Genomic DNA, 19,768 nt, shown 5'->3' on the forward strand with positions numbered 1-19,768 from the left:
TGGCTTCTGAGTAGTAATGAATGGACAAGGATGCGCGTATAGTGGTAGTAGAGTATAAATTAAAGGAGTAGAATGATGGTTATTTTTCTAATCCTCGTTATCATTGTTTTTGTAATCGGTAGTATGAAGTTTCTTTTTGAAAAAGAACTTGGAGAATTTCATTTTTTCTCAATTGGTCATTTCTTTGTCTTGTTTTATTCATATATCACAGTTTTATTGGGGTTTAGCCTTATTTATACAGTGTGTGAGATGGGAAGTATTCCAGTGTTAAGCGGAGGGTTTGAACATGAAGGTCATTACTTTTATACGCTGTTTAACAGCATGTATTTCAGCGCAGCGACGTTATTTTCAGTAGGATACGGAGATATGTATCCGGTTGGAATTGGGAAATTATTTGCAACTTTTGAAGCGTTTATCGGCTACATTATGCCTGCAATCTTTGTGATGCGAACTGTTACCCGCACTTAAACTTGTCATCTTATCTAATATTGGGTACGCTATTCAAAGAAAATGAAAAGCGTAAAGGAGCAGATAAATATGACAGCTGTAGTTGGAGAAAAAGCACCCGATTTTGTATTAATGTCTACAAATGGAGAGCAAGTATCACTCGCTTCGATGGAAGGAAAAAACGTTGTGCTGTATTTTTATCCGAAAGATATGACGCCAGGCTGTACAACGGAAGCTTGTGATTTCAGAGATCAGCATGAAAATTTTGAAGAGCTAGATGCGGTGATTCTAGGAGTGAGCCCGGATCCAATCGACAAACACCATAAGTTTATTGATAAGCACGGTCTTCCATTCTTGCTTTTAGCTGACGAAGATCACAGCGTAGCTGAAGAGTATGGAGTATGGAAACTGAAAAAAAACTTTGGAAAAGAATATATGGGCATTGAACGCTCCACTTTTATCATTGATAAAGAAGGAACGCTCGTAAAAGAGTATCGCAAGGTTCGAGTAAAAGGGCATGTGGAAGAAGCTTTATCATTTATTAAAGAAAAAATGGCATAAAAACAGGCAGATAACTAGAGCAGTTTTAGTCTTTGAACATACAATATCAGTGTAGGGCATACCTCCTCAGATGTTAATATATTTAAAAGTGTGGATTGATTTCCACACTTCTTTTTTTGCATAACATATATGAATAATTTCTACTTATTACATAAAATAGGAATAGGCATCAAGTTGACAAAACGTGGGTAAAACATGTAGACTAATTATAAGAATTATAAAGTAATAATACTTATAGAAGAGGGGTGCATGACGTGTCAAATCATTTACAAGAAGCCCTTGAAACGTTAAAAGGTACTGGCGTTCGTATTACACCACAACGTCATGCTATTTTAGAGTATTTAATCAATTCTATGACACACCCAACAGCAGATGATATTTATAAAGCGCTGGAAGGTAAGTTTCCAAATATGAGTGTAGCAACCGTTTACAATAATTTAAGAGTATTTCGCGAAGTGGGTATTGTAAAGGAACTAACATACGGTGATGCATCAAGCCGGTTCGATTATGTTACAACAGAGCATTACCATGTGATTTGCGAAAGCTGCGGAAAAATTGTGGATTTTCATTATCCTGGTTTAGACGAAGTAGAAAAGCTGGCTGCTCATATTACTGACTTTGATATTAGTCACCACCGAATGGAAATTTACGGAACGTGTCCTGATTGTACGGCTAAAAAAGCGCATTAATAAGCTGATAGTAGTGATACTATCAGCTTTCTTTTTGTTTTTTTCTATTATACTTTTCATCGAATTGTTTTCCTTCAAGAGACCGGTCAAGCGTAAGCGGCTCGTTGCAATACATACACATATCTACGCGCCCTAGCATTTTGGTTTGCTTTTGACATGTAGGGCAGGTTACTTGAACTGCTTTTGTAGAAAGCATGCCAATCCAGAAATAAACGCCGGTACTAGCTACGATGCACAGTAAACCTAAAAGCATAAAAATAGTCATTAGCCAGACTGAAGACCGAAAGAAAATTCCCCCATACATAACAATGAAACCAACAAAGATCAGGCTGAGTGCAAACGTGCGAATCTTGTTAATTTTATTTGAATACTTTATCCCCATCAGTATCCCCCCTGTTACCAATATATCATAGAGTGAGACAGTGAATAGTAATAAAAATTGAATCTTCGGAAAATTATCCGTAGTTTTTGAGCTTTCTGAATGATTTCCATAATTCTGAGTGGGATATCCGTTATACATCGTATATAATAAAAAAAGAAATCTTAGTCCATAGCCTTTAAAATTTTGAAAAATATTTGTCTATTACAGTTAGGAGAGCTCAAAATGGAAGATGTTTTACGGCCAATATATCAAGAAAGAGCTAGCAATAAAGACACACTCGGTATTTTACTGATTGAAAAAAAGAAATCAGAATCTCCAGTGACGGATAATTTGGATGCTATCTTATTTATTGTGACCAAAACCACAGAAACTTCTCTTTTTATTAAACAATACGAATATGAAAATGAGCGTGCTGCACTTTATATGGCTTCTGAACAGCAAATGAGTGAATGGATTATGAATGGGACGAACCGCCGTATTATTGATTGGATCTTAAATGGTAAAGTGCTATTTGATCGAAACGAATATATGGAAAACTTAAAGAAACGCTTAATTGATTTCCCTAGAGAAGATCGGACAAAGAGAATAGGTGTCGAGTTTGCTAAGTTGATTCGCCGATTTAAAGAAGGAAAAGACTTTTATGCGTCTAATCATTATTTAGATGCATTCAATCATGTCATTCATGCTCTTCATCATTTAGCACGACTGTCTGTGTTGGAAAATGGATTTCACCCAGAAGTGACAGTGTGGAACCAAGTGAAAAAAATAGAACCTGAAATTCATCGTCTTTACGAAGAGCTAATTATTAGCCAAGAAGAGGTTAGCAAGCGTTTGGAGCTGCTTTTCTTAGCAAGTGAATTTCTAGTCAATAAAAAAACTGAATTGGGTGCGAAGCATCTTGTTCATATTATGAAAAGTGAAAAGCAGGAATGGACGTTTAATGAACTTGTTCATCATCCCGAAATACGCCCTTATGCTATTGACTTAGGAATACTCCTTGAGTTTTTAATTGAAAAAGATATCATTATGGTAAAAAAAGTAGAAACCAAAGGAAAGAGTCTGTACCATAGACACTATGTGGCGAAATGATAGAGAGAGAAAGGGTATCTGATACGGTATGGTTATGACGTATAGATGCCCTGACACATGATTTTATAGCCTGGATAAAAGGTTTTTCTAAAAAAACACGATTTATTTTAAAAAATCTATTGACGCTTTAAAATATCCGTGGTAAATTTATATACGTCGCTGATGAGCGATACTAAATTTATCAAAAACTTGAAAAAACTTCTTAAAAAAGTTGTTGACAAGAAAGAGATAAACTGGTAAGATTAAAAAGTCGCTTAAGAGCGGCGGTTGAACTTTGAAAACTGAACAAAGCGACAAACGTCAACGTTAATTTTTATTTTTTAAAATGAGCAAGTCAAACATTTCTTCGGAGAGTTTGATCCTGGCTCAGGATGAACGCTGGCGGCGTGCCTAATACATGCAAGTCGAGCGAACTGATTAGAAGCTTGCTTCTATGACGTTAGCGGCGGACGGGTGAGTAACACGTGGGCAACCTGCCTGTAAGACTGGGATAACTTCGGGAAACCGAAGCTAATACCGGATAGGATCTTCTCCTTCATGGGAGATGATTGAAAGATGGTTTCGGCTATCACTTACAGATGGGCCCGCGGTGCATTAGCTAGTTGGTGAGGTAACGGCTCACCAAGGCAACGATGCATAGCCGACCTGAGAGGGTGATCGGCCACACTGGGACTGAGACACGGCCCAGACTCCTACGGGAGGCAGCAGTAGGGAATCTTCCGCAATGGACGAAAGTCTGACGGAGCAACGCCGCGTGAGTGATGAAGGCTTTCGGGTCGTAAAACTCTGTTGTTAGGGAAGAACAAGTACAAGAGTAACTGCTTGTACCTTGACGGTACCTAACCAGAAAGCCACGGCTAACTACGTGCCAGCAGCCGCGGTAATACGTAGGTGGCAAGCGTTATCCGGAATTATTGGGCGTAAAGCGCGCGCAGGCGGTTTCTTAAGTCTGATGTGAAAGCCCACGGCTCAACCGTGGAGGGTCATTGGAAACTGGGGAACTTGAGTGCAGAAGAGAAAAGCGGAATTCCACGTGTAGCGGTGAAATGCGTAGAGATGTGGAGGAACACCAGTGGCGAAGGCGGCTTTTTGGTCTGTAACTGACGCTGAGGCGCGAAAGCGTGGGGAGCAAACAGGATTAGATACCCTGGTAGTCCACGCCGTAAACGATGAGTGCTAAGTGTTAGAGGGTTTCCGCCCTTTAGTGCTGCAGCTAACGCATTAAGCACTCCGCCTGGGGAGTACGGTCGCAAGACTGAAACTCAAAGGAATTGACGGGGGCCCGCACAAGCGGTGGAGCATGTGGTTTAATTCGAAGCAACGCGAAGAACCTTACCAGGTCTTGACATCCTCTGACAACTCTAGAGATAGAGCGTTCCCCTTCGGGGGACAGAGTGACAGGTGGTGCATGGTTGTCGTCAGCTCGTGTCGTGAGATGTTGGGTTAAGTCCCGCAACGAGCGCAACCCTTGATCTTAGTTGCCAGCATTTAGTTGGGCACTCTAAGGTGACTGCCGGTGACAAACCGGAGGAAGGTGGGGATGACGTCAAATCATCATGCCCCTTATGACCTGGGCTACACACGTGCTACAATGGATGGTACAAAGGGCTGCAAGACCGCGAGGTCAAGCCAATCCCATAAAACCATTCTCAGTTCGGATTGTAGGCTGCAACTCGCCTACATGAAGCTGGAATCGCTAGTAATCGCGGATCAGCATGCCGCGGTGAATACGTTCCCGGGCCTTGTACACACCGCCCGTCACACCACGAGAGTTTGTAACACCCGAAGTCGGTGGAGTAACCGTAAGGAGCTAGCCGCCTAAGGTGGGACAGATGATTGGGGTGAAGTCGTAACAAGGTAGCCGTATCGGAAGGTGCGGCTGGATCACCTCCTTTCTAAGGATTTTTACATGACGTACGTTTTGACACTTTGTTCAGTTTTGAGAGTTCAATCTCTCAATTATAGAAAGCACACTACTTTCTTCTTATTAGATAAGAAGAATTTTGGTTGCGATTGTTCTTTGAAAACTAGATAACAGTAATTGCTGAGGAAAAGTGAAACTTTTCTTTAATCAAACCAATAAATAACACAACTTTATGTTGTACCATTTATTCGCTAATGGTTAAGTTAGAAAGGGCGCACGGTGAATGCCTTGGCACTAGGAGCCGATGAAGGACGGGACTAACACCGATATGCTTCGGGGAGCTGTAAGTGAGCTTTGATCCGGAGATTTCCGAATGGGGAAACCCACTGTTCGTAATGGAACAGTATCTTTATCTGAATACATAGGATATTGAAGGCAGACCCGGGGAACTGAAACATCTAAGTACCCGGAGGAAGAGAAAGCAAATGCGATTTCCTGAGTAGCGGCGAGCGAAACGGAATTAGCCCAAACCAAGAGGCTTGCCTCTTGGGGTTGTAGGACACTCTATACGGAGTTACAAAGGAACGAAGTAAATGAAGCGACCTGGAAAGGTCCGTCGAAGAAGGTAACAACCCTGTAGTTGAAACTTCGTTCCCTCTTGAGTGGATCCTGAGTACGGCGGAACACGTGAAATTCCGTCGGAAGCTGGGAGGACCATCTCCCAAGGCTAAATACTACCTAGTGACCGATAGTGAACCAGTACCGTGAGGGAAAGGTGAAAAGCACCCCGGAAGGGGAGTGAAAGAGATCCTGAAACCGTGTGCCTACAAGTAGTCAGAGCCCGTTAATGGGTGATGGCGTGCCTTTTGTAGAATGAACCGGCGAGTTACGATCCCATGCAAGGTTAAGCTGATAAGGCGGAGCCGTAGCGAAAGCGAGTCTGAATAGGGCGTTTAGTATGTGGTTGTAGACCCGAAACCAGGTGATCTACCCATGTCCAGGGTGAAGTTCAGGTAACACTGAATGGAGGCCCGAACCCACGCACGTTGAAAAGTGCGGGGATGAGGTGTGGGTAGCGGAGAAATTCCAATCGAACCTGGAGATAGCTGGTTCTCTCCGAAATAGCTTTAGGGCTAGCCTCATGTTGTGAGAGTCTTGGAGGTAGAGCACTGATTGGACTAGGGGCCCCCAACGGGTTACCGAATTCAGTCAAACTCCGAATGCCAAAGACTTATCCATGGGAGTCAGACTGCGAGTGATAAGATCCGTAGTCAAAAGGGAAACAGCCCAGACCACCAGCTAAGGTCCCCAAGTATACGTTAAGTGGAAAAGGATGTGGAGTTGCTTAGACAACCAGGATGTTGGCTTAGAAGCAGCCACCATTTAAAGAGTGCGTAATAGCTCACTGGTCGAGTGACTCTGCGCCGAAAATGTACCGGGGCTAAACGTATCACCGAAGCTGTGGATTGACATCTTTGATGTCAGTGGTAGGAGAGCGTTCTAAGTGCAGCGAAGTCAGACCGTAAGGACTGGTGGAGCGCTTAGAAGTGAGAATGCCGGTATGAGTAGCGAAAGACAAGTGAGAATCTTGTCCACCGAATGCCTAAGGTTTCCTGAGGAAGGCTCGTCCGCTCAGGGTTAGTCGGGACCTAAGCCGAGGCTGAAAAGCGTAGGCGATGGCCAACAGGTTGATATTCCTGTACCACCTCCCCGCCGTTTGAGTAATGGGGGGACGCAGTAGGATAGGGTAAGCGCGCTGCTGGATATGCGCGTTCAAGCAGTTAGGCTGATGAGTAGGCAAATCCGCTCATCATAAAGGCTGAGCTGTGATGACGAGGGAATTATAGTACCGAAGTTCCTGATTCCACACTGCCAAGAAAAGCCTCTAGCGAGGCGGGAGGTGCCCGTACCGCAAACCGACACAGGTAGGCGAGGAGAGAATCCTAAGGTGATCGAGAGAACTCTCGTTAAGGAACTCGGCAAAATGACCCCGTAACTTCGGGAGAAGGGGTGCTCTGGTAGGGTGTATAGCCCGAGAGAGCCGCAGTGAATAGGCCCAGGCGACTGTTTAGCAAAAACACAGGTCTCTGCGAAGCCGCAAGGCGAAGTATAGGGGCTGACGCCTGCCCGGTGCTGGAAGGTTAAGAGGAGGGGTTATCCTTTGGGAGAAGCTCTGAATCGAAGCCCCAGTAAACGGCGGCCGTAACTATAACGGTCCTAAGGTAGCGAAATTCCTTGTCGGGTAAGTTCCGACCCGCACGAAAGGCGTAACGATCTGGGCACTGTCTCAACGAGAGACTCGGTGAAATTATAGTACCTGTGAAGATGCAGGTTACCCGCGACAGGACGGAAAGACCCCGTGGAGCTTTACTGTAGCCTGATATTGAATTTTGGTACAGCTTGTACAGGATAGGTAGGAGCCTGAGAAGCCGGAGCGCTAGCTTCGGTGGAGGCGTCGGTGGGATACTACCCTGGCTGTATTGAAATTCTAACCCGCGGCCCTGATCGGGCCGGGAGACAGTGTCAGGTGGGCAGTTTGACTGGGGCGGTCGCCTCCTAAAATGTAACGGAGGCGCCCAAAGGTTCCCTCAGAATGGTTGGAAATCATTCGTAGAGTGTAAAGGCACAAGGGAGCTTGACTGCGAGACCTACAAGTCGAGCAGGGACGAAAGTCGGGCTTAGTGATCCGGTGGTTCCGCATGGAAGGGCCATCGCTCAACGGATAAAAGCTACCCCGGGGATAACAGGCTTATCTCCCCCAAGAGTCCACATCGACGGGGAGGTTTGGCACCTCGATGTCGGCTCATCGCATCCTGGGGCTGTAGTCGGTCCCAAGGGTTGGGCTGTTCGCCCATTAAAGCGGTACGCGAGCTGGGTTCAGAACGTCGTGAGACAGTTCGGTCCCTATCCGTCGTGGGCGTAGGAAATTTGAGAGGAGCTGTCCTTAGTACGAGAGGACCGGGATGGACACACCGCTGGTGTACCAGTTGTCTTGCCAAAGGCATCGCTGGGTAGCTATGTGTGGACGGGATAAGTGCTGAAAGCATCTAAGCATGAAGCCCCCCTCAAGATGAGATTTCCCATAGCGCAAGCTAGTAAGATCCCTGAAAGATGATCAGGTTGATAGGTCAGAGGTGGAAGCGTGGCGACATGTGTAGCTGACTGATACTAATCGATCGAGGACTTAACCAAACTTTTAAAAGCGTAAGCTTTACTCAGCAACCTGTTATCTAGTTTTGAAAGAACAAAACTTTTTCAAAAAAAGTCTTGCTTTCTTTTTTAAATCATGTATAATATAATATGTCTGGTGGCGATAGCGAAGAGGTCACACCCGTTCCCATACCGAACACGGAAGTTAAGCTCTTTAGCGCCAATGGTAGTTGGGACTTTGTCCCTGTGAGAGTAGGACGTTGCCAGGCTGTTATTATTCCACAGTAGCTCAGTGGTAGAGCTATCGGCTGTTAACCGATCGGTCGTAGGTTCGAGTCCTACCTGTGGAGCCATTTGGAGAGCTGTCCGAGTGGCCGAAGGAGCACGATTGGAAATCGTGTAGGCGGTTAACGCTGTCTCAAGGGTTCAAATCCCTTGCTCTCCGCCATTTTTATTTAATTAGCACAGTGGCCCGTTGGTCAAGCGGTTAAGACACCGCCCTTTCACGGCGGTAACACGGGTTCGAATCCCGTACGGGTCACCATTTATTTTTATCTACATAATAGTGGAGGATTAGCTCAGCTGGGAGAGCACCTGCCTTACAAGCAGGGGGTCGGCGGTTCGATCCCGTCATCCTCCACCATATATTATCATCGCGGGGTGGAGCAGTTCGGTAGCTCGTCGGGCTCATAACCCGAAGGTCGCAGGTTCAAATCCTGTCCCCGCAACCAAGTGGTCCCGTGGTGTAGCGGTTAACATGCCTGCCTGTCACGCAGGAGATCGCGGGTTCGATTCCCGTCGGGACCGCCATTTTGAATTTAATAAGGCTCGGTAGCTCAGTTGGTAGAGCAAAGGACTGAAAATCCTTGTGTCGGCGGTTCGATTCCGTCCCGAGCCACCATTTTAAAAACATTTGTTTTTAAAATGCCGGTGTAGCTCAACTGGTAGAGCAACTGACTTGTAATCAGTAGGTTGGGGGTTCAAGTCCTCTTGCCGGCACCACAGTTATTGTGGAGGGGTAGCGAAGTGGCTAAACGCGGCGGACTGTAAATCCGCTCCTTCGGGTTCGGCAGTTCGAATCTGCCCCCCTCCACCATTTACAGGGGCATAGTTTAAAGGTAGAACTACGGTCTCCAAAACCGTCAGTGTGGGTTCGATTCCTACTGCCCCTGCCAATTATAAAATTAACATTGCATATATACGTGGCGATTGTGGCGAAGTGGTTAACGCACCGGATTGTGGTTCCGGCATTCGTGGGTTCGATTCCCATCAGTCGCCCCATTTATAAACGATATGCATATTCCAATATTGGGCTATCGCCAAGCGGTAAGGCAACGGATTTTGATTCCGTCATGCGTTGGTTCGAATCCAGCTAGCCCAGCCATATTTGCGGAAGTAGTTCAGTGGTAGAACACCACCTTGCCAAGGTGGGGGTCGCGAGTTCGAACCTCGTCTTCCGCTCCAATTTAATTTTAATAAAGTTATTTAGTCTTGAGTAAATGGCGGCATAGCCAAGTGGTAAGGCAGAGGTCTGCAAAACCTTTATCACCGGTTCAAATCCGGTTGCCGCCTCCATTTATTTACAAGCTGCCGGGGTGGTGGAATTGGCAGACACACAGGACTTAAAATCCTGCGGTAGGTGACTACCGTGCCGGTTCAAGTCCGGCCCTCGGCACCATTTATAATTTTAACTTGCCTTTTTTATTTTGCCGATGTGGCGGAATTGGCAGACGCGCACGACTCAAAATCGTGTTCCTTCGGGAGTGTCGGTTCGACCCCGACCATCGGTACTTTAGCTTTACTTGACAGGATGATTCCTGTTTTTATTTTTACTTATTGGTCGACAAATTTTGATAATATTTGCGGGTGTAGTTTAGTGGTAAAACCTCAGCCTTCCAAGCTGATGTCGTGAGTTCGATTCTCATCACCCGCTCCATACATATTGTTATCACAACGCAGTGTCTCGCTTTCAAAGCTGAGATGTTGCGTTTTTTATTTTTAGCGTAAATATAGCGTCTATCTTGAAAAGATAGACGCTATATTTACGTACATCAGTTAATGACTTGATAGGTTGCTTCGCCGCCGTGAATTTGAATGAACATGTCACTTAAGGATTTAGTTAGTTTATAAGCCTGTTCTTCTGAAAGTGAAGGTTTTAAATAGATGAATTGTACAGCTTGTGTTGTCTTTTCAGTTACGTACGCTCGGTTAGAATCCACATAAGGGCTTCCGAAAGCTCCTAGGGCATCTTTTGAAATGATTTTATTTTCTAAAGAAATGTTACGTTCATTTAGAGCTTCGTAAAACTCTTCTTTTTTACCGATAGTAAATTCAACGTGGCCCTCTAAATTAGAAGAATCATAAATTCCAATTGGTACTTCATATTGCAATGAAAAAAAGTTATTAATGTCCACAGCAGAATTGATAGAAGGAAGGTACGTTTGTTTTCCTATCCGTCGAATTAAAGCTTCTATAGAAGGACGGTATTTACTTGGATCCGTTCCAAACGTTTTGAAAAGCTTTCTCCACTCGCTAACACCTTCAAATTCTGTTACTTTTTTTGACTCAAGGTCAAAATAAATGGATTCTTGAAAAAGGCGCAGACGTCCTTTTAGCATTTGAGGAGAATCGCCAACTTCAATATTTTTATACTGAATGATTCCCATTTTAAAAGAAGGGCAAAGCTGTTTAATAGCGGGTGATAATGTAAAGTTCATTTTTTTGATCCTTTCTATTATAATTAGTATTTGTTCGTTTATAGATACCATCCTATCATTTCATTGAGTGAGAAAACAGTTCAATGCATGAATATATAGAATTTCTTAGAAAGGAGGCTATTACTCACTATGAATGCGTATCAGTTGAAGGAAGAAATTATTTCATACAGCAAAGAGATTGGAATCGATAAGATTGGATTTGCGAGTGCTTCTATGTTTGATGAGTTAAAGAATCGATTGTTAGCACAGCAAGAGTTAGGTTATGCTTCAGGCTTTGAGGAACCTGATATTGAAAAAAGAGTAGATCCCACATTAGTTGTTCCAAAAGCTAGATCCATTATTTCAATTGCACTTGCGTATCCTTCTAAATTAAAGGATGCACCAAAGAGCACAAAGGAAGATCGCCGAGGGATCTTTTGCCGTGCTTCTTGGGGACAAGATTATCATACGGTTTTACGTGATAGGCTTCAAAAGCTTGAAGCTTTCATAAAAGAAAAAGTACCTGCAGCTATCCTTCAATCGATGGTAGATACAGGCGAGCTGTCGGACCGAGCTGTAGCAGAAAGAGCTGGTATTGGCTGGAGCGGTAAGAACTGTGCCATTATCACACCTGAATTCGGTTCCTACGTGTATTTAGGGGAAATGATTACAGATATCCCGTTTCCTCCTGATAAACCGATAGAAGACGGCTGTGGTACTTGTAATAAGTGCGTGGATGTGTGCCCTACCGGTGCGCTTGTAACAGGCGGTCAGCTGAATTCGCAGCGATGTATTGCCTTTTTAACCCAAACAAAAGGATTTTTAGCTGAAGAATTTCGAAGTAAATTAGGCAATCGTTTATATGGCTGTGATACATGTCAAACTGTGTGTCCTGAAAATAAAGGCAAAGACTTTCATTTTCACCCTGAGATGGAGCCTGACCCAGAACTTGCGAAGCCTAAATTAAAACCGCTTTTAACGATGAGTAATCGTGAGTTCAAAGAGAAATTTGGACATGTTTCAGGGTCATGGAGAGGGAAAAAGCCAATTCAGCGTAATGCCATTATTGCACTTGCCCATTTTAAAGATCAAACCGCTGTTCCAGATTTAATTGAGTTAATTAAAAATGACGTTCGCCCTGTCATTAGAGGAACGGCGGCATGGGCGTTAGGCAAAATTGGTGATAAAGAAGCATTAGATACACTTATGAACTTAAGAGAAAAAGAAAAGGACCAAGAAGTAATTGAAGAAATGTCAAAAGGTATAGAGATGCTTCAAGAGATCTAAACCGTATTTTTATTGATAAAGTTAGCTAATGAGTCATAGCGTATAATAAACGCTTAGAAAAGTGGTGACATTATGCTAACAAAAAGGAATGTATTATATACTTTAATTAAAGCGCGTGCGGACAGCTATGTAAAAGGTGAGCTTCATGAAGACTTTAAGCCTTTCATTGAACAGCAGTGTGAGCTAAAGCGGTCTCTTGTAAAAAAAAGAGAAGTTGATGTTTTAAAATGTAATATGAAAGGTTCTATTCAATCTGCTCATACGGATCAGGAAGAAACAAGAGTATTATATAAGGTGCACATTCAGGCATTTTTAAAACAAAACGATTTTTTCTATATAGAAGAAGAAATTGAAGATCGTTTAGCTCTTTTTTATAAAGATACACTTATTCAAGATGAGCTGCTGGTAAAGGATTTTTCTGAAGATGAGGTTGAAATGGATGTAGAAGAAGTAGAGGAAGACGAAGAAAGAGCCTCTTATTATGATCGTCTTGCAGCTGTTCAGTATGCAGAAAAACATTGGGATAAACCTAATGAAAGTTATAAGCAGTTTGAGGTAAACTGCACCAACTATATCTCACAGTGTTTGCATGCAGGAAAGGCGCCGATGCGGGGGTATCCTAAAAAAGCAAACGGATGGTGGATGAGAGGGAACGCCTGGAGCTATAGCTGGGCCGTTGCTCATTCCATGCACAGCTATTTAAGTAACTCCAAATCAGGACTTCGGGCTGTGAGGAAATCTTCAGCAAGCGAACTTGTCCCCGGAGACGTTATCTGCTACGATTTTGAAGGAGATGGAAGATGGAATCATACGACGATTGTTGTAGCAAAAGACGGTCACGGTATGCCTCTTGTGAATGCGAACACGTATAATAGTCGAATGAGATATTGGGCTTATGAAGATTCAACGGCTTACACGCCAAAGATTAAGTATGATTTTTTCCATATCGTTGATCGGTAAGTCTTTCGTTTTAGCAAGTTAGTGGTATAATGATGAATAGATTTGTTAGCAGAGGTGAAAATTTGTGGGAGTACACGTAGTGTTATTTCAACCAGAAATTCCAGCAAATACAGGAAATATTGCGCGAACATGTGCAGCAACAAATACGACGCTGCATTTAGTTCGGCCGTTAGGCTTTTCAACAGATGATAAAATGTTAAAGCGAGCTGGATTGGATTACTGGGAATTTGTAAATGTGGTGTATCATGATTCATTAGAAGAAGTATTTGAAAAGTATCCTGAAGCAGGCTTTTACTTCATCACAAAATTTGGTCAACAGCCACATACAACATTTGATTATAGTGACTTAGAGCAGGATCATTTCTTCGTATTTGGGAGAGAAACAAAGGGTCTGCCAAAGCACATTATTGAAGAGAACATGGAAAGATGTCTTCGTTTACCGATGACAGAAAATGTTCGTTCTTTAAATTTATCTAATACAGCAGCTATTTTAATCTATGAAGCGCTGCGTCAACAAAATTACGCTGGTTTATCTTAAATAAAAAGCGAGGTTCAATAAAATTTGAACCTCGCTTTTTTATTTATGTCGACGATGATATGTAGTGGTTATTTTTTAACACCCGGTTTATCATTGTATCCCGCTCTGAAGATGGATGCTAAAAAAGCAATTGTTACTCCTAATACTAAAAGTAAGCGCATTGATTTTCCTCCTCAATCTAATTAAAAGGATTATACAGCTACTGCAGTTAAAACCGACTTCCCATATCTCATGATGATAATAATGACAAAATAACTCTTCTAGAGACGTAAGTTCTCTAATAAAATTTAACCGTTCCTTCTTACTCTTTTATTATAGCTAATAAATACTTCACTGTGAATGCCTAGCAAGGACAAATTTCTGAATTTTACAATTTAAAAAGCATGTTCAAACATTTTGCTGCATAGATTGTATTAATCTTGTTCACTAGCACCATAACTAGTAGGGGAGGTCCTTTAATGGATATATTAAAGAAAGTTGAAAGATACCGCGAAGAAGAGAATCGTCTTAAGTGGGAAGGGACATTTGAAGAGTACCTAAAGCTGATTAAAGATGAGCCTTTAATTGCTCAGCCTGCACACTCTAGAGTATACAACATGATAAAGGATGCAGGAATTGAAGAGGTAAATGGTAAAAGACATTATAAATTTTTCAGTGGACAAATGTTTGGACTTGAAGATTCGCTAGAACGCTTGGTGGAAGAATATTTTCACCCAGCTGCAAAGCGTTTAGATGTTCGTAAACGTATTTTACTTTTAATGGGTCCAGTAAGTGGTGGTAAATCGACGCTAGTGACCATGTTAAAAAGAGGGCTTGAAGCTTATTCGCTTACTGATCGAGGAGCTGTTTACGCTATTAAAGGATGCCCAATGCATGAAGATCCGCTGCATTTAATTCCACATCATTTACGTAAAGACTTCTTTGAAGAGTATGGTATCCGAATTGAAGGAAACTTATCTCCTTTAAATACAATGCGATTAGAGGAAGAGTATGGAGGCAGAATTGAAGACGTCATCATCGAACGCATTTTCTTCTCAGAGGACAAACGAACTGGAATTGGAACGTTCAGTCCTTCTGATCCGAAATCTCAAGACATTGCTGACCTAACAGGAAGCATTGACTTTTCAACAATTGCAGAGTATGGATCTGAGTCAGATCCGCGCGCTTACCGCTTTGACGGAGAGCTTAATAAAGCAAACCGGGGAATGATGGAGTTCCAAGAGATGTTAAAATGTGACGAGAAATTTTTATGGCATTTACTCTCTTTAACCCAAGAAGGAAACTTTAAAGCAGGAAGATTTGCTTTAATTAGTGCAGATGAATTAATCGTAGCGCATACAAATGAAACAGAGTATCGCTCGTTTATTTCCAATAAGAAAAATGAAGCTTTGCATTCACGAATTATTGTAATGCCTGTTCCATATAACTTAAAAGTGAGTGATGAGGAAAAAATTTATGACAAAATGATTCGTGAAAGTGACGTATCAGATGTTCATATTGCCCCTCATACGCTACGTATTGCGTCTATCTTTACTACGTTAACAAGATTAAAAGAGCCTAAAAAAGGCGATATCGATTTGTTAAAGAAAATGCGCTTATACGACGGTCAATCTGTAGAAGGCTATAACGATGCAGACGTAGAAGAGTTACAAAAAGAGTATACGGATGAAGGAATGAGCGGTATTGATCCGCGTTATGTCATTAACCGCATTTCATCTACCATCATTCGAAAAGATATTAAATCAATCAATGCATTAGATGTACTGCGTTCATTGAAGGAAGGGTTAGCACAGCATGCGTCTATTTCTGCTGAGGACCGAGAGCGTTACCTGAATTATATTTCTCTGGCGCGTAAAGAATATGATGAAATTGCTAAAAAAGAAGTGCAAAAAGCGTTCGTTTATTCTTACGAAGAGTCTGCTAAAACATTAATGGATAATTATTTAGATAATGTCGAAGCATACTGCAACAAAAATAAGCTTCGTGATCCGTTAACAGGAGAAGAGTTAAATCCAGATGATAAATTAATGCGTTCAATTGAAGAACAAATTGGTATTTCAGAAAATGCGAAAAAAGCATTCCGCGAAGAAATCTTAATTCGTATTTCCGCTTATGCACGTAAAGGAAAACGATTTGACTATAATTCTCATGAACGCTTACGTGAAGCGATTCAGAAAAAACTGTTTGCAGATTTAAAAGACGTAGTGAAAATTACAACGTCCACTAAAACACCAGATGAGCAGCAGCTGAAGAAAGTAAATGAAGTAGTGGCTCGATTGATTGATGAGCATGGATACAATTCAGTATCTGCTAATGAACTGCTGCGCTATGTAGGAAGTTTGTTAAATCGATAACTCAGTACTAACAAGAAAACATGGCACTTCCGATCTGTGCCATGTTTTTCTTATCTCTTAAAATAAACTCTGCATAATTAGGCTAGTGTGTAGTACGCATTGCACTTAACCATCATATGATAAGTCATAAACATATACATGACACTAGACACTATAAAATGAATAGTTAATAGTAAAAGAATTAGTTAGCAAGTATACCATTCTTGCGCATAGGATAAGAGTAACCAACCTTTGAACTAAAGGTATTTGTCAGAAACTTTCGGTATAGCTTATGCATGCCGAGTAAAAACGTGCAGGTGTTTTTTAAATAAGGAGGGGAATAGCGTGGGAAAAGAAGTAGATAAAAGTTTTGCTGTCTCAAAAGAAGACTGGTCCCTCCATCGTAAAGGCCACGATGATCAAAAAAGACATCAAGAAAAAATTAAAGAAGCCATTAAAAATAATTTACCGGACTTAATTACAGAAGAAAATATCGTGATGTCCAATGGAAGAGAAGTTGTTAAAATCCCGATCAAATCATTGGATGAATATCGAATTCGGTACAATTATGATAAAAACAAACATGTGGGTCAAGGTGATGGAGACAGTAAAGTTGGGGATGTAGTAGCACGTGACGGATCTGCTGGAGATGGTCAAAAAGGAGCAGGAAAAGGTCAAGGAGCAGGTGACCAGGCTGGAGAAGACTACTTTGAAGCGGAAGTGTCCCTCATGGAACTTCAAGAGGCTTTATTTGCTCAATTAGAACTGCCTAATCTTCAGCGAAAAGAATCTGATCAAATTGTTGTGGAACACATTGAATTTAATGATATACGACGTACAGGTTTGATGGGGAATATTGATAAAAAACGAACGATGATGAGCGCTTATAAGCGAAACGCAATGACAGGAAAGCCTGCTTTTCATCCTATTTATCCGGAGGATTTAAAATTTAAAACGTGGAATGAAGTTATAAAGCCAGAATCGAAAGCAGTCGTTTTAGCTATGATGGATACGAGCGGTTCGATGGGCATATGGGAAAAATATATGGCACGAAGCTTTTTCTTTTGGATGACACGCTTTTTACGTACGAAATACGAAACGGTGGAAATTGAATTTATTGCGCATCATACAGAGGCAAAAGTAGTGTCAGAAGAAGACTTCTTCTCCAAAGGAGAAAGTGGAGGAACCATCTGCTCATCTGCTTACCGAAAAGCGCTTGAATTAATTAACCAAAAGTATGATCCGAGCCGTTATAATATTTACCCGTTTCATTTTTCAGATGGTGATAACTTAACTTCAGATAACGCAAGGTGTGTAAAGTTAGTAAATGAATTAATGAAAGTGTCAAATATGTTTGGGTATGGGGAAGTGAATCAGTACAATCGACATTCCACTTTAATGTCTGCGTACAAAAACATTCAAGACGAAAGCTTTAGACACTTTATTTTAAAACAAAAATCAGACGTTTTTCATGCGATGAAAAGCTTTTTTAGAAAAGAGACCGAAGACCAAAAATATGCATAACCTAAAAGGCCTAGACTTGTTATCTAGGTCTTTTTTATGCGGTTTATTCAGCGCTTCTTTGGAGATAGTAAAAGTACGACTTTATCCAAAAGGAGAATAAGTGAATGAACGAAAATATAAAGAGTGAAATGCAAAAACATCAACAAAATCAGCGGTTGAATGCAGCCGAGTTAGGTTACTTATGGGCGCAATATTTAGGCGATACGCTGTATGTATGCGTTCTTGGATATTTTCTATCTGTTGTAAAAGATCCAGAGATTAAGGAACTTTTAAAAAAAGCACATCAGTTTTCACAAACTCATGTAGACGAATTGACGGAATTATTCAGTTCAGAAAAAATTCCAATTCCAGTAGGGTTTGGGGAACAAGATGTGAACAAAGGAGTTCCTGCTTTATTCGATGATATTTTTATGGCTATTTATGTAAACGAAATGGCCATTGGAGGTATGAAGAAATATGCCAGAGCGCTAAGCGCAGTGAGAAGGCAAGATATTTATGACCACCTATCTCGATGCGTAAAAGAAAGCGACATTCTTTTAGAGAATTCTAACCACGTTATTTTAAGAAAAAGCATGCTGATGAGACCTCCGGTTATTCCTTATCCTGTAAAAGTGAATTTTGTGGACGAAAAAACATTTATATCACCATTTTTCTCTCAAATGCATCCTTTAACTTCTTTAGAGGTTACCGCTATTCAAGAAATTGTTAATACAAATGTATTAGGTAAAACGCTGATGCTGGCCTTTAGTCAAGTAGCTACCACACAAAAATTACGCTCTTATTTTTTTGATGGAGTCAAGCTTGCAAGTAAGCAAATCAAGCACTTCACTGAGTTACTGTCTGAAGCTGATTTACCAAGTCCGAGGCTGCTTGATGCATATGTAACCAACTCAACGATTTCACCGTTTTCAGATAAGCTGATGATGTATCATACTTCTACAGCGGTGACGATCGCTATTGATAACTGCGGTGCTGGTTTGTCTATGGCCTTCCGTTCGGATGTAGCAGTAGAATTTTCTCAGCTAATTGGGCGTATAGGGAAGTACGGAAAAGATGGAATTCGAATTATGATTGAGCAAGGGTGGATGGAAGAACCTCCAATGGCAACTGATCGTAAGAAGTTGGCAGAGAAATAAGAAAGATATGTTGTGGATTATCAGTAATTTTGCGGTGCTGAAACATATATAGCTAAATGAAAATAGGTTGCTCTAGACCCACTTGAATGAACAGTGATAAGATAAAAAAGCTGATTTTTCAAGAAGTAAGTCGAGGTGTGCAAATGAATAATAGTATAAGGGAGTCCATTGCGAAAAAAGTAGCATGGATTAGCGTATGGAGCAATATTGCCCTTACGCTAGGAAAAGTAATAGTAGGATGGATTGGGAATAGTGATGCCGTATTTGCTGATGGTATTCACTCTGCAGCGGACGTATTTGCCTCTATTATTGTCTTGTTGGTTATACGAGTAGCAAATAAGCCAGCAGATGATGATCATCCATACGGGCATGGAAAAGCAGAAGTAATTGTCTCAGGAATTGTAGGAATTATTTTATTGCTTGTATCATTTTATGTGGTATTTGAAGGAGTCGTTGGTTTATTCCATCCGGTTGAATCTCCAAATATTTTAGCCATGTGGATTGCTGTTATTTCATACATAGCAAAGGTATTATTGTACCGTTATTCTTTAAACGTAGCCAAGCAGCACCACAGTAAGGCAATTGAGGCAATTGCATTTGATCATAAAGCAGATATTGTTGCTTCTATTGCAGCGGCAATTGGTGTTTTATTATCCATTATTGGTGATAAAATGGATGTTCAACTGCTGTTATACGGAGATAAAATAGCAAGTATCTTTGTTGCTTATTTAATTTTTAACATTGCCAGACAAATGATGGGAGAGTCTTTTCAAATCTTAATGGAAGGCAATATTGATGAAGAGCTACTGAAAGAACTTGAAGAAAGTATTTATGAATTTGAAGATGTGAAGCGGATTGATCGCGTTCGAGCAAGAGAACATGGCCATTACATATTAGTGGATGTACGTATTTCAATTGACCACTTTAAAACAATTAAGGAAGGTCATGATTTAGGACGAGAAATCAAAGCTACACTTATGAAAAAGCATGATAATATTCAGGAAGTATTAATCCATTTGAATCCTTATTATCCAGATTAAAAAGACGCAGCGAAAATTTTTCGCTGCGTCTTTTTGCATTTTTTTTACATACTATTTATTTTTTTAGAAACA

13 protein-coding genes, 17 tRNA genes and 3 rRNA genes are annotated in these 19,768 nt (G+C 41.3%); 31 read left to right on the forward strand and 2 right to left on the reverse strand.

What is annotated here, in order from left to right:
- Window positions 1–75 precede the first annotated feature (75 nt).
- The 3 genes from NST66_RS00605 to perR all read left to right on the forward strand — a co-directional run bounded on the left by NST66_RS00605 (window position 76) and on the right by perR (window position 1,697).
- Window positions 76–468 (forward strand): ion channel, encoded by a 393-nt coding sequence (locus NST66_RS00605; RefSeq protein WP_013081554.1) that lies wholly within the window; start codon window positions 76–78, stop codon window positions 466–468.
- Window positions 469–537: 69 nt separating this feature from the next.
- Window positions 538–1,008, forward strand: a complete 471-nt coding sequence (gene bcp / locus NST66_RS00610; RefSeq protein WP_049162792.1) for a thioredoxin-dependent thiol peroxidase — start codon at window positions 538–540, stop codon at window positions 1,006–1,008.
- A gap of 254 nt (window positions 1,009–1,262) precedes the next feature.
- On the forward strand, window positions 1,263–1,697 hold the full coding sequence (perR, locus tag NST66_RS00615) for a peroxide-responsive transcriptional repressor PerR (protein ID WP_013055172.1): 435 nt from the start codon (window positions 1,263–1,265) through the stop codon (window positions 1,695–1,697).
- A 22-nt stretch (window positions 1,698–1,719) separates the two neighbouring features.
- Here the strand turns inward: perR and NST66_RS00620 are convergent, their stop codons facing one another.
- Window positions 1,720–2,079, reverse strand: coding sequence for a YgzB family protein (locus NST66_RS00620; protein WP_014461817.1), 360 nt, complete (start codon window positions 2,077–2,079; stop codon window positions 1,720–1,722).
- A 222-nt stretch (window positions 2,080–2,301) separates the two neighbouring features.
- Between NST66_RS00620 and NST66_RS00625 the strand changes: the two genes are divergently transcribed.
- The 21 genes from NST66_RS00625 (at window position 2,302) to NST66_RS00725 (ending at window position 10,118) form a co-directional block, all read left to right on the forward strand.
- Entirely contained in the window at window positions 2,302–3,168 is an 867-nt protein-coding gene (locus NST66_RS00625; protein ID WP_013055174.1) for a nucleotidyltransferase-like protein, read from the forward strand.
- Between the two features lie 343 nt (window positions 3,169–3,511).
- Window positions 3,512–5,063, forward strand: a 16S ribosomal RNA gene (locus NST66_RS00630).
- A 225-nt stretch (window positions 5,064–5,288) separates the two neighbouring features.
- A 23S ribosomal RNA gene (locus NST66_RS00635) occupies window positions 5,289–8,224 on the forward strand.
- Window positions 8,225–8,335: 111 nt separating this feature from the next.
- Window positions 8,336–8,451: ribosomal RNA gene (gene rrf, locus NST66_RS00640) — 5S ribosomal RNA — on the forward strand.
- Together the 16S, 23S and 5S rRNA genes with 17 tRNA genes alongside form the textbook arrangement of a ribosomal RNA operon.
- Window positions 8,452–8,460: 9 nt before the next feature.
- A tRNA-Asn gene (locus NST66_RS00645) sits at window positions 8,461–8,535 on the forward strand.
- Between the two features lie 3 nt (window positions 8,536–8,538).
- A tRNA-Ser gene (locus tag NST66_RS00650) sits at window positions 8,539–8,630 on the forward strand.
- Window positions 8,631–8,651: 21 nt separating this feature from the next.
- A tRNA-Glu gene (locus tag NST66_RS00655) sits at window positions 8,652–8,726 on the forward strand.
- A 23-nt stretch (window positions 8,727–8,749) separates the two neighbouring features.
- Window positions 8,750–8,825: transfer RNA gene (locus NST66_RS00660), tRNA-Val, on the forward strand.
- 11 nt (window positions 8,826–8,836) lie between these two features.
- Window positions 8,837–8,913 (forward strand) — tRNA-Met (locus NST66_RS00665).
- Between the two features lie 3 nt (window positions 8,914–8,916).
- A tRNA-Asp gene (locus NST66_RS00670) sits at window positions 8,917–8,992 on the forward strand.
- Window positions 8,993–9,007: 15 nt separating this feature from the next.
- Window positions 9,008–9,083 (forward strand) — tRNA-Phe (locus NST66_RS00675).
- A 25-nt stretch (window positions 9,084–9,108) separates the two neighbouring features.
- A tRNA-Thr gene (locus tag NST66_RS00680) sits at window positions 9,109–9,184 on the forward strand.
- A gap of 10 nt (window positions 9,185–9,194) precedes the next feature.
- A tRNA-Tyr gene (locus tag NST66_RS00685) sits at window positions 9,195–9,278 on the forward strand.
- 5 nt (window positions 9,279–9,283) lie between these two features.
- A tRNA-Trp gene (locus tag NST66_RS00690) sits at window positions 9,284–9,357 on the forward strand.
- Window positions 9,358–9,387: 30 nt separating this feature from the next.
- Window positions 9,388–9,463, forward strand: a tRNA-His gene (locus NST66_RS00695).
- Between the two features lie 28 nt (window positions 9,464–9,491).
- A tRNA-Gln gene (locus tag NST66_RS00700) sits at window positions 9,492–9,566 on the forward strand.
- Window positions 9,567–9,571: 5 nt separating this feature from the next.
- Window positions 9,572–9,646 (forward strand) — tRNA-Gly (locus NST66_RS00705).
- Between the two features lie 37 nt (window positions 9,647–9,683).
- Window positions 9,684–9,757: transfer RNA gene (locus NST66_RS00710), tRNA-Cys, on the forward strand.
- Between the two features lie 14 nt (window positions 9,758–9,771).
- A tRNA-Leu gene (locus tag NST66_RS00715) sits at window positions 9,772–9,860 on the forward strand.
- Window positions 9,861–9,890: 30 nt separating this feature from the next.
- A tRNA-Leu gene (locus tag NST66_RS00720) sits at window positions 9,891–9,972 on the forward strand.
- A 72-nt stretch (window positions 9,973–10,044) separates the two neighbouring features.
- A tRNA-Gly gene (locus NST66_RS00725) sits at window positions 10,045–10,118 on the forward strand.
- 115 nt (window positions 10,119–10,233) lie between these two features.
- Here the strand turns inward: NST66_RS00725 and NST66_RS00730 are convergent.
- Window positions 10,234–10,899, reverse strand: a complete 666-nt coding sequence (locus NST66_RS00730) for a B3/B4 domain-containing protein (protein ID WP_325077700.1) — start codon at window positions 10,897–10,899, stop codon at window positions 10,234–10,236.
- A 129-nt stretch (window positions 10,900–11,028) separates the two neighbouring features.
- Here NST66_RS00730 and queG point away from each other — a divergent pair, with 129 nt between their 5' ends.
- The 7 genes from queG to NST66_RS00765 all read left to right on the forward strand — a co-directional run bounded on the left by queG (window position 11,029) and on the right by NST66_RS00765 (window position 19,696).
- On the forward strand, window positions 11,029–12,165 hold the full coding sequence (gene queG / locus NST66_RS00735; RefSeq protein ID WP_033580873.1) for a tRNA epoxyqueuosine(34) reductase QueG: 1,137 nt from the start codon (window positions 11,029–11,031) through the stop codon (window positions 12,163–12,165).
- Between the two features lie 72 nt (window positions 12,166–12,237).
- The gene (locus NST66_RS00740) at window positions 12,238–13,125 is read left to right on the forward strand and encodes an amidase domain-containing protein (protein WP_028412692.1); all 888 of its coding nucleotides are present in this window, start codon (window positions 12,238–12,240) and stop codon (window positions 13,123–13,125) included.
- Window positions 13,126–13,189: 64 nt separating this feature from the next.
- Complete coding sequence (gene trmL / locus NST66_RS00745) at window positions 13,190–13,663, forward strand: tRNA (uridine(34)/cytosine(34)/5-carboxymethylaminomethyluridine(34)-2'-O)-methyltransferase TrmL (protein WP_016762878.1); 474 nt, start codon at window positions 13,190–13,192, stop codon at window positions 13,661–13,663.
- Between the two features lie 458 nt (window positions 13,664–14,121).
- Entirely contained in the window at window positions 14,122–16,017 is a 1,896-nt protein-coding gene (locus NST66_RS00750; RefSeq protein ID WP_013055179.1) for a PrkA family serine protein kinase, read from the forward strand.
- A 324-nt stretch (window positions 16,018–16,341) separates the two neighbouring features.
- On the forward strand, window positions 16,342–17,520 hold the full coding sequence (gene yhbH / locus NST66_RS00755) for a sporulation protein YhbH (protein WP_028412691.1): 1,179 nt from the start codon (window positions 16,342–16,344) through the stop codon (window positions 17,518–17,520).
- Window positions 17,521–17,624: 104 nt separating this feature from the next.
- Entirely contained in the window at window positions 17,625–18,656 is a 1,032-nt protein-coding gene (locus tag NST66_RS00760; protein ID WP_028412690.1) for a DUF3231 family protein, read from the forward strand.
- Between the two features lie 143 nt (window positions 18,657–18,799).
- Window positions 18,800–19,696 (forward strand): cation diffusion facilitator family transporter, encoded by an 897-nt coding sequence (locus tag NST66_RS00765; protein ID WP_014461808.1) that lies wholly within the window; start codon window positions 18,800–18,802, stop codon window positions 19,694–19,696.
- The last annotated feature ends 72 nt before the right edge of the window (window positions 19,697–19,768 follow it).

It is taken from the genome of Priestia sp. FSL W8-0524 (assembly GCF_038005965.1).
Lineage (GTDB): Bacteria > Bacillota > Bacilli > Bacillales > Bacillaceae_H > Priestia > Priestia zanthoxyli.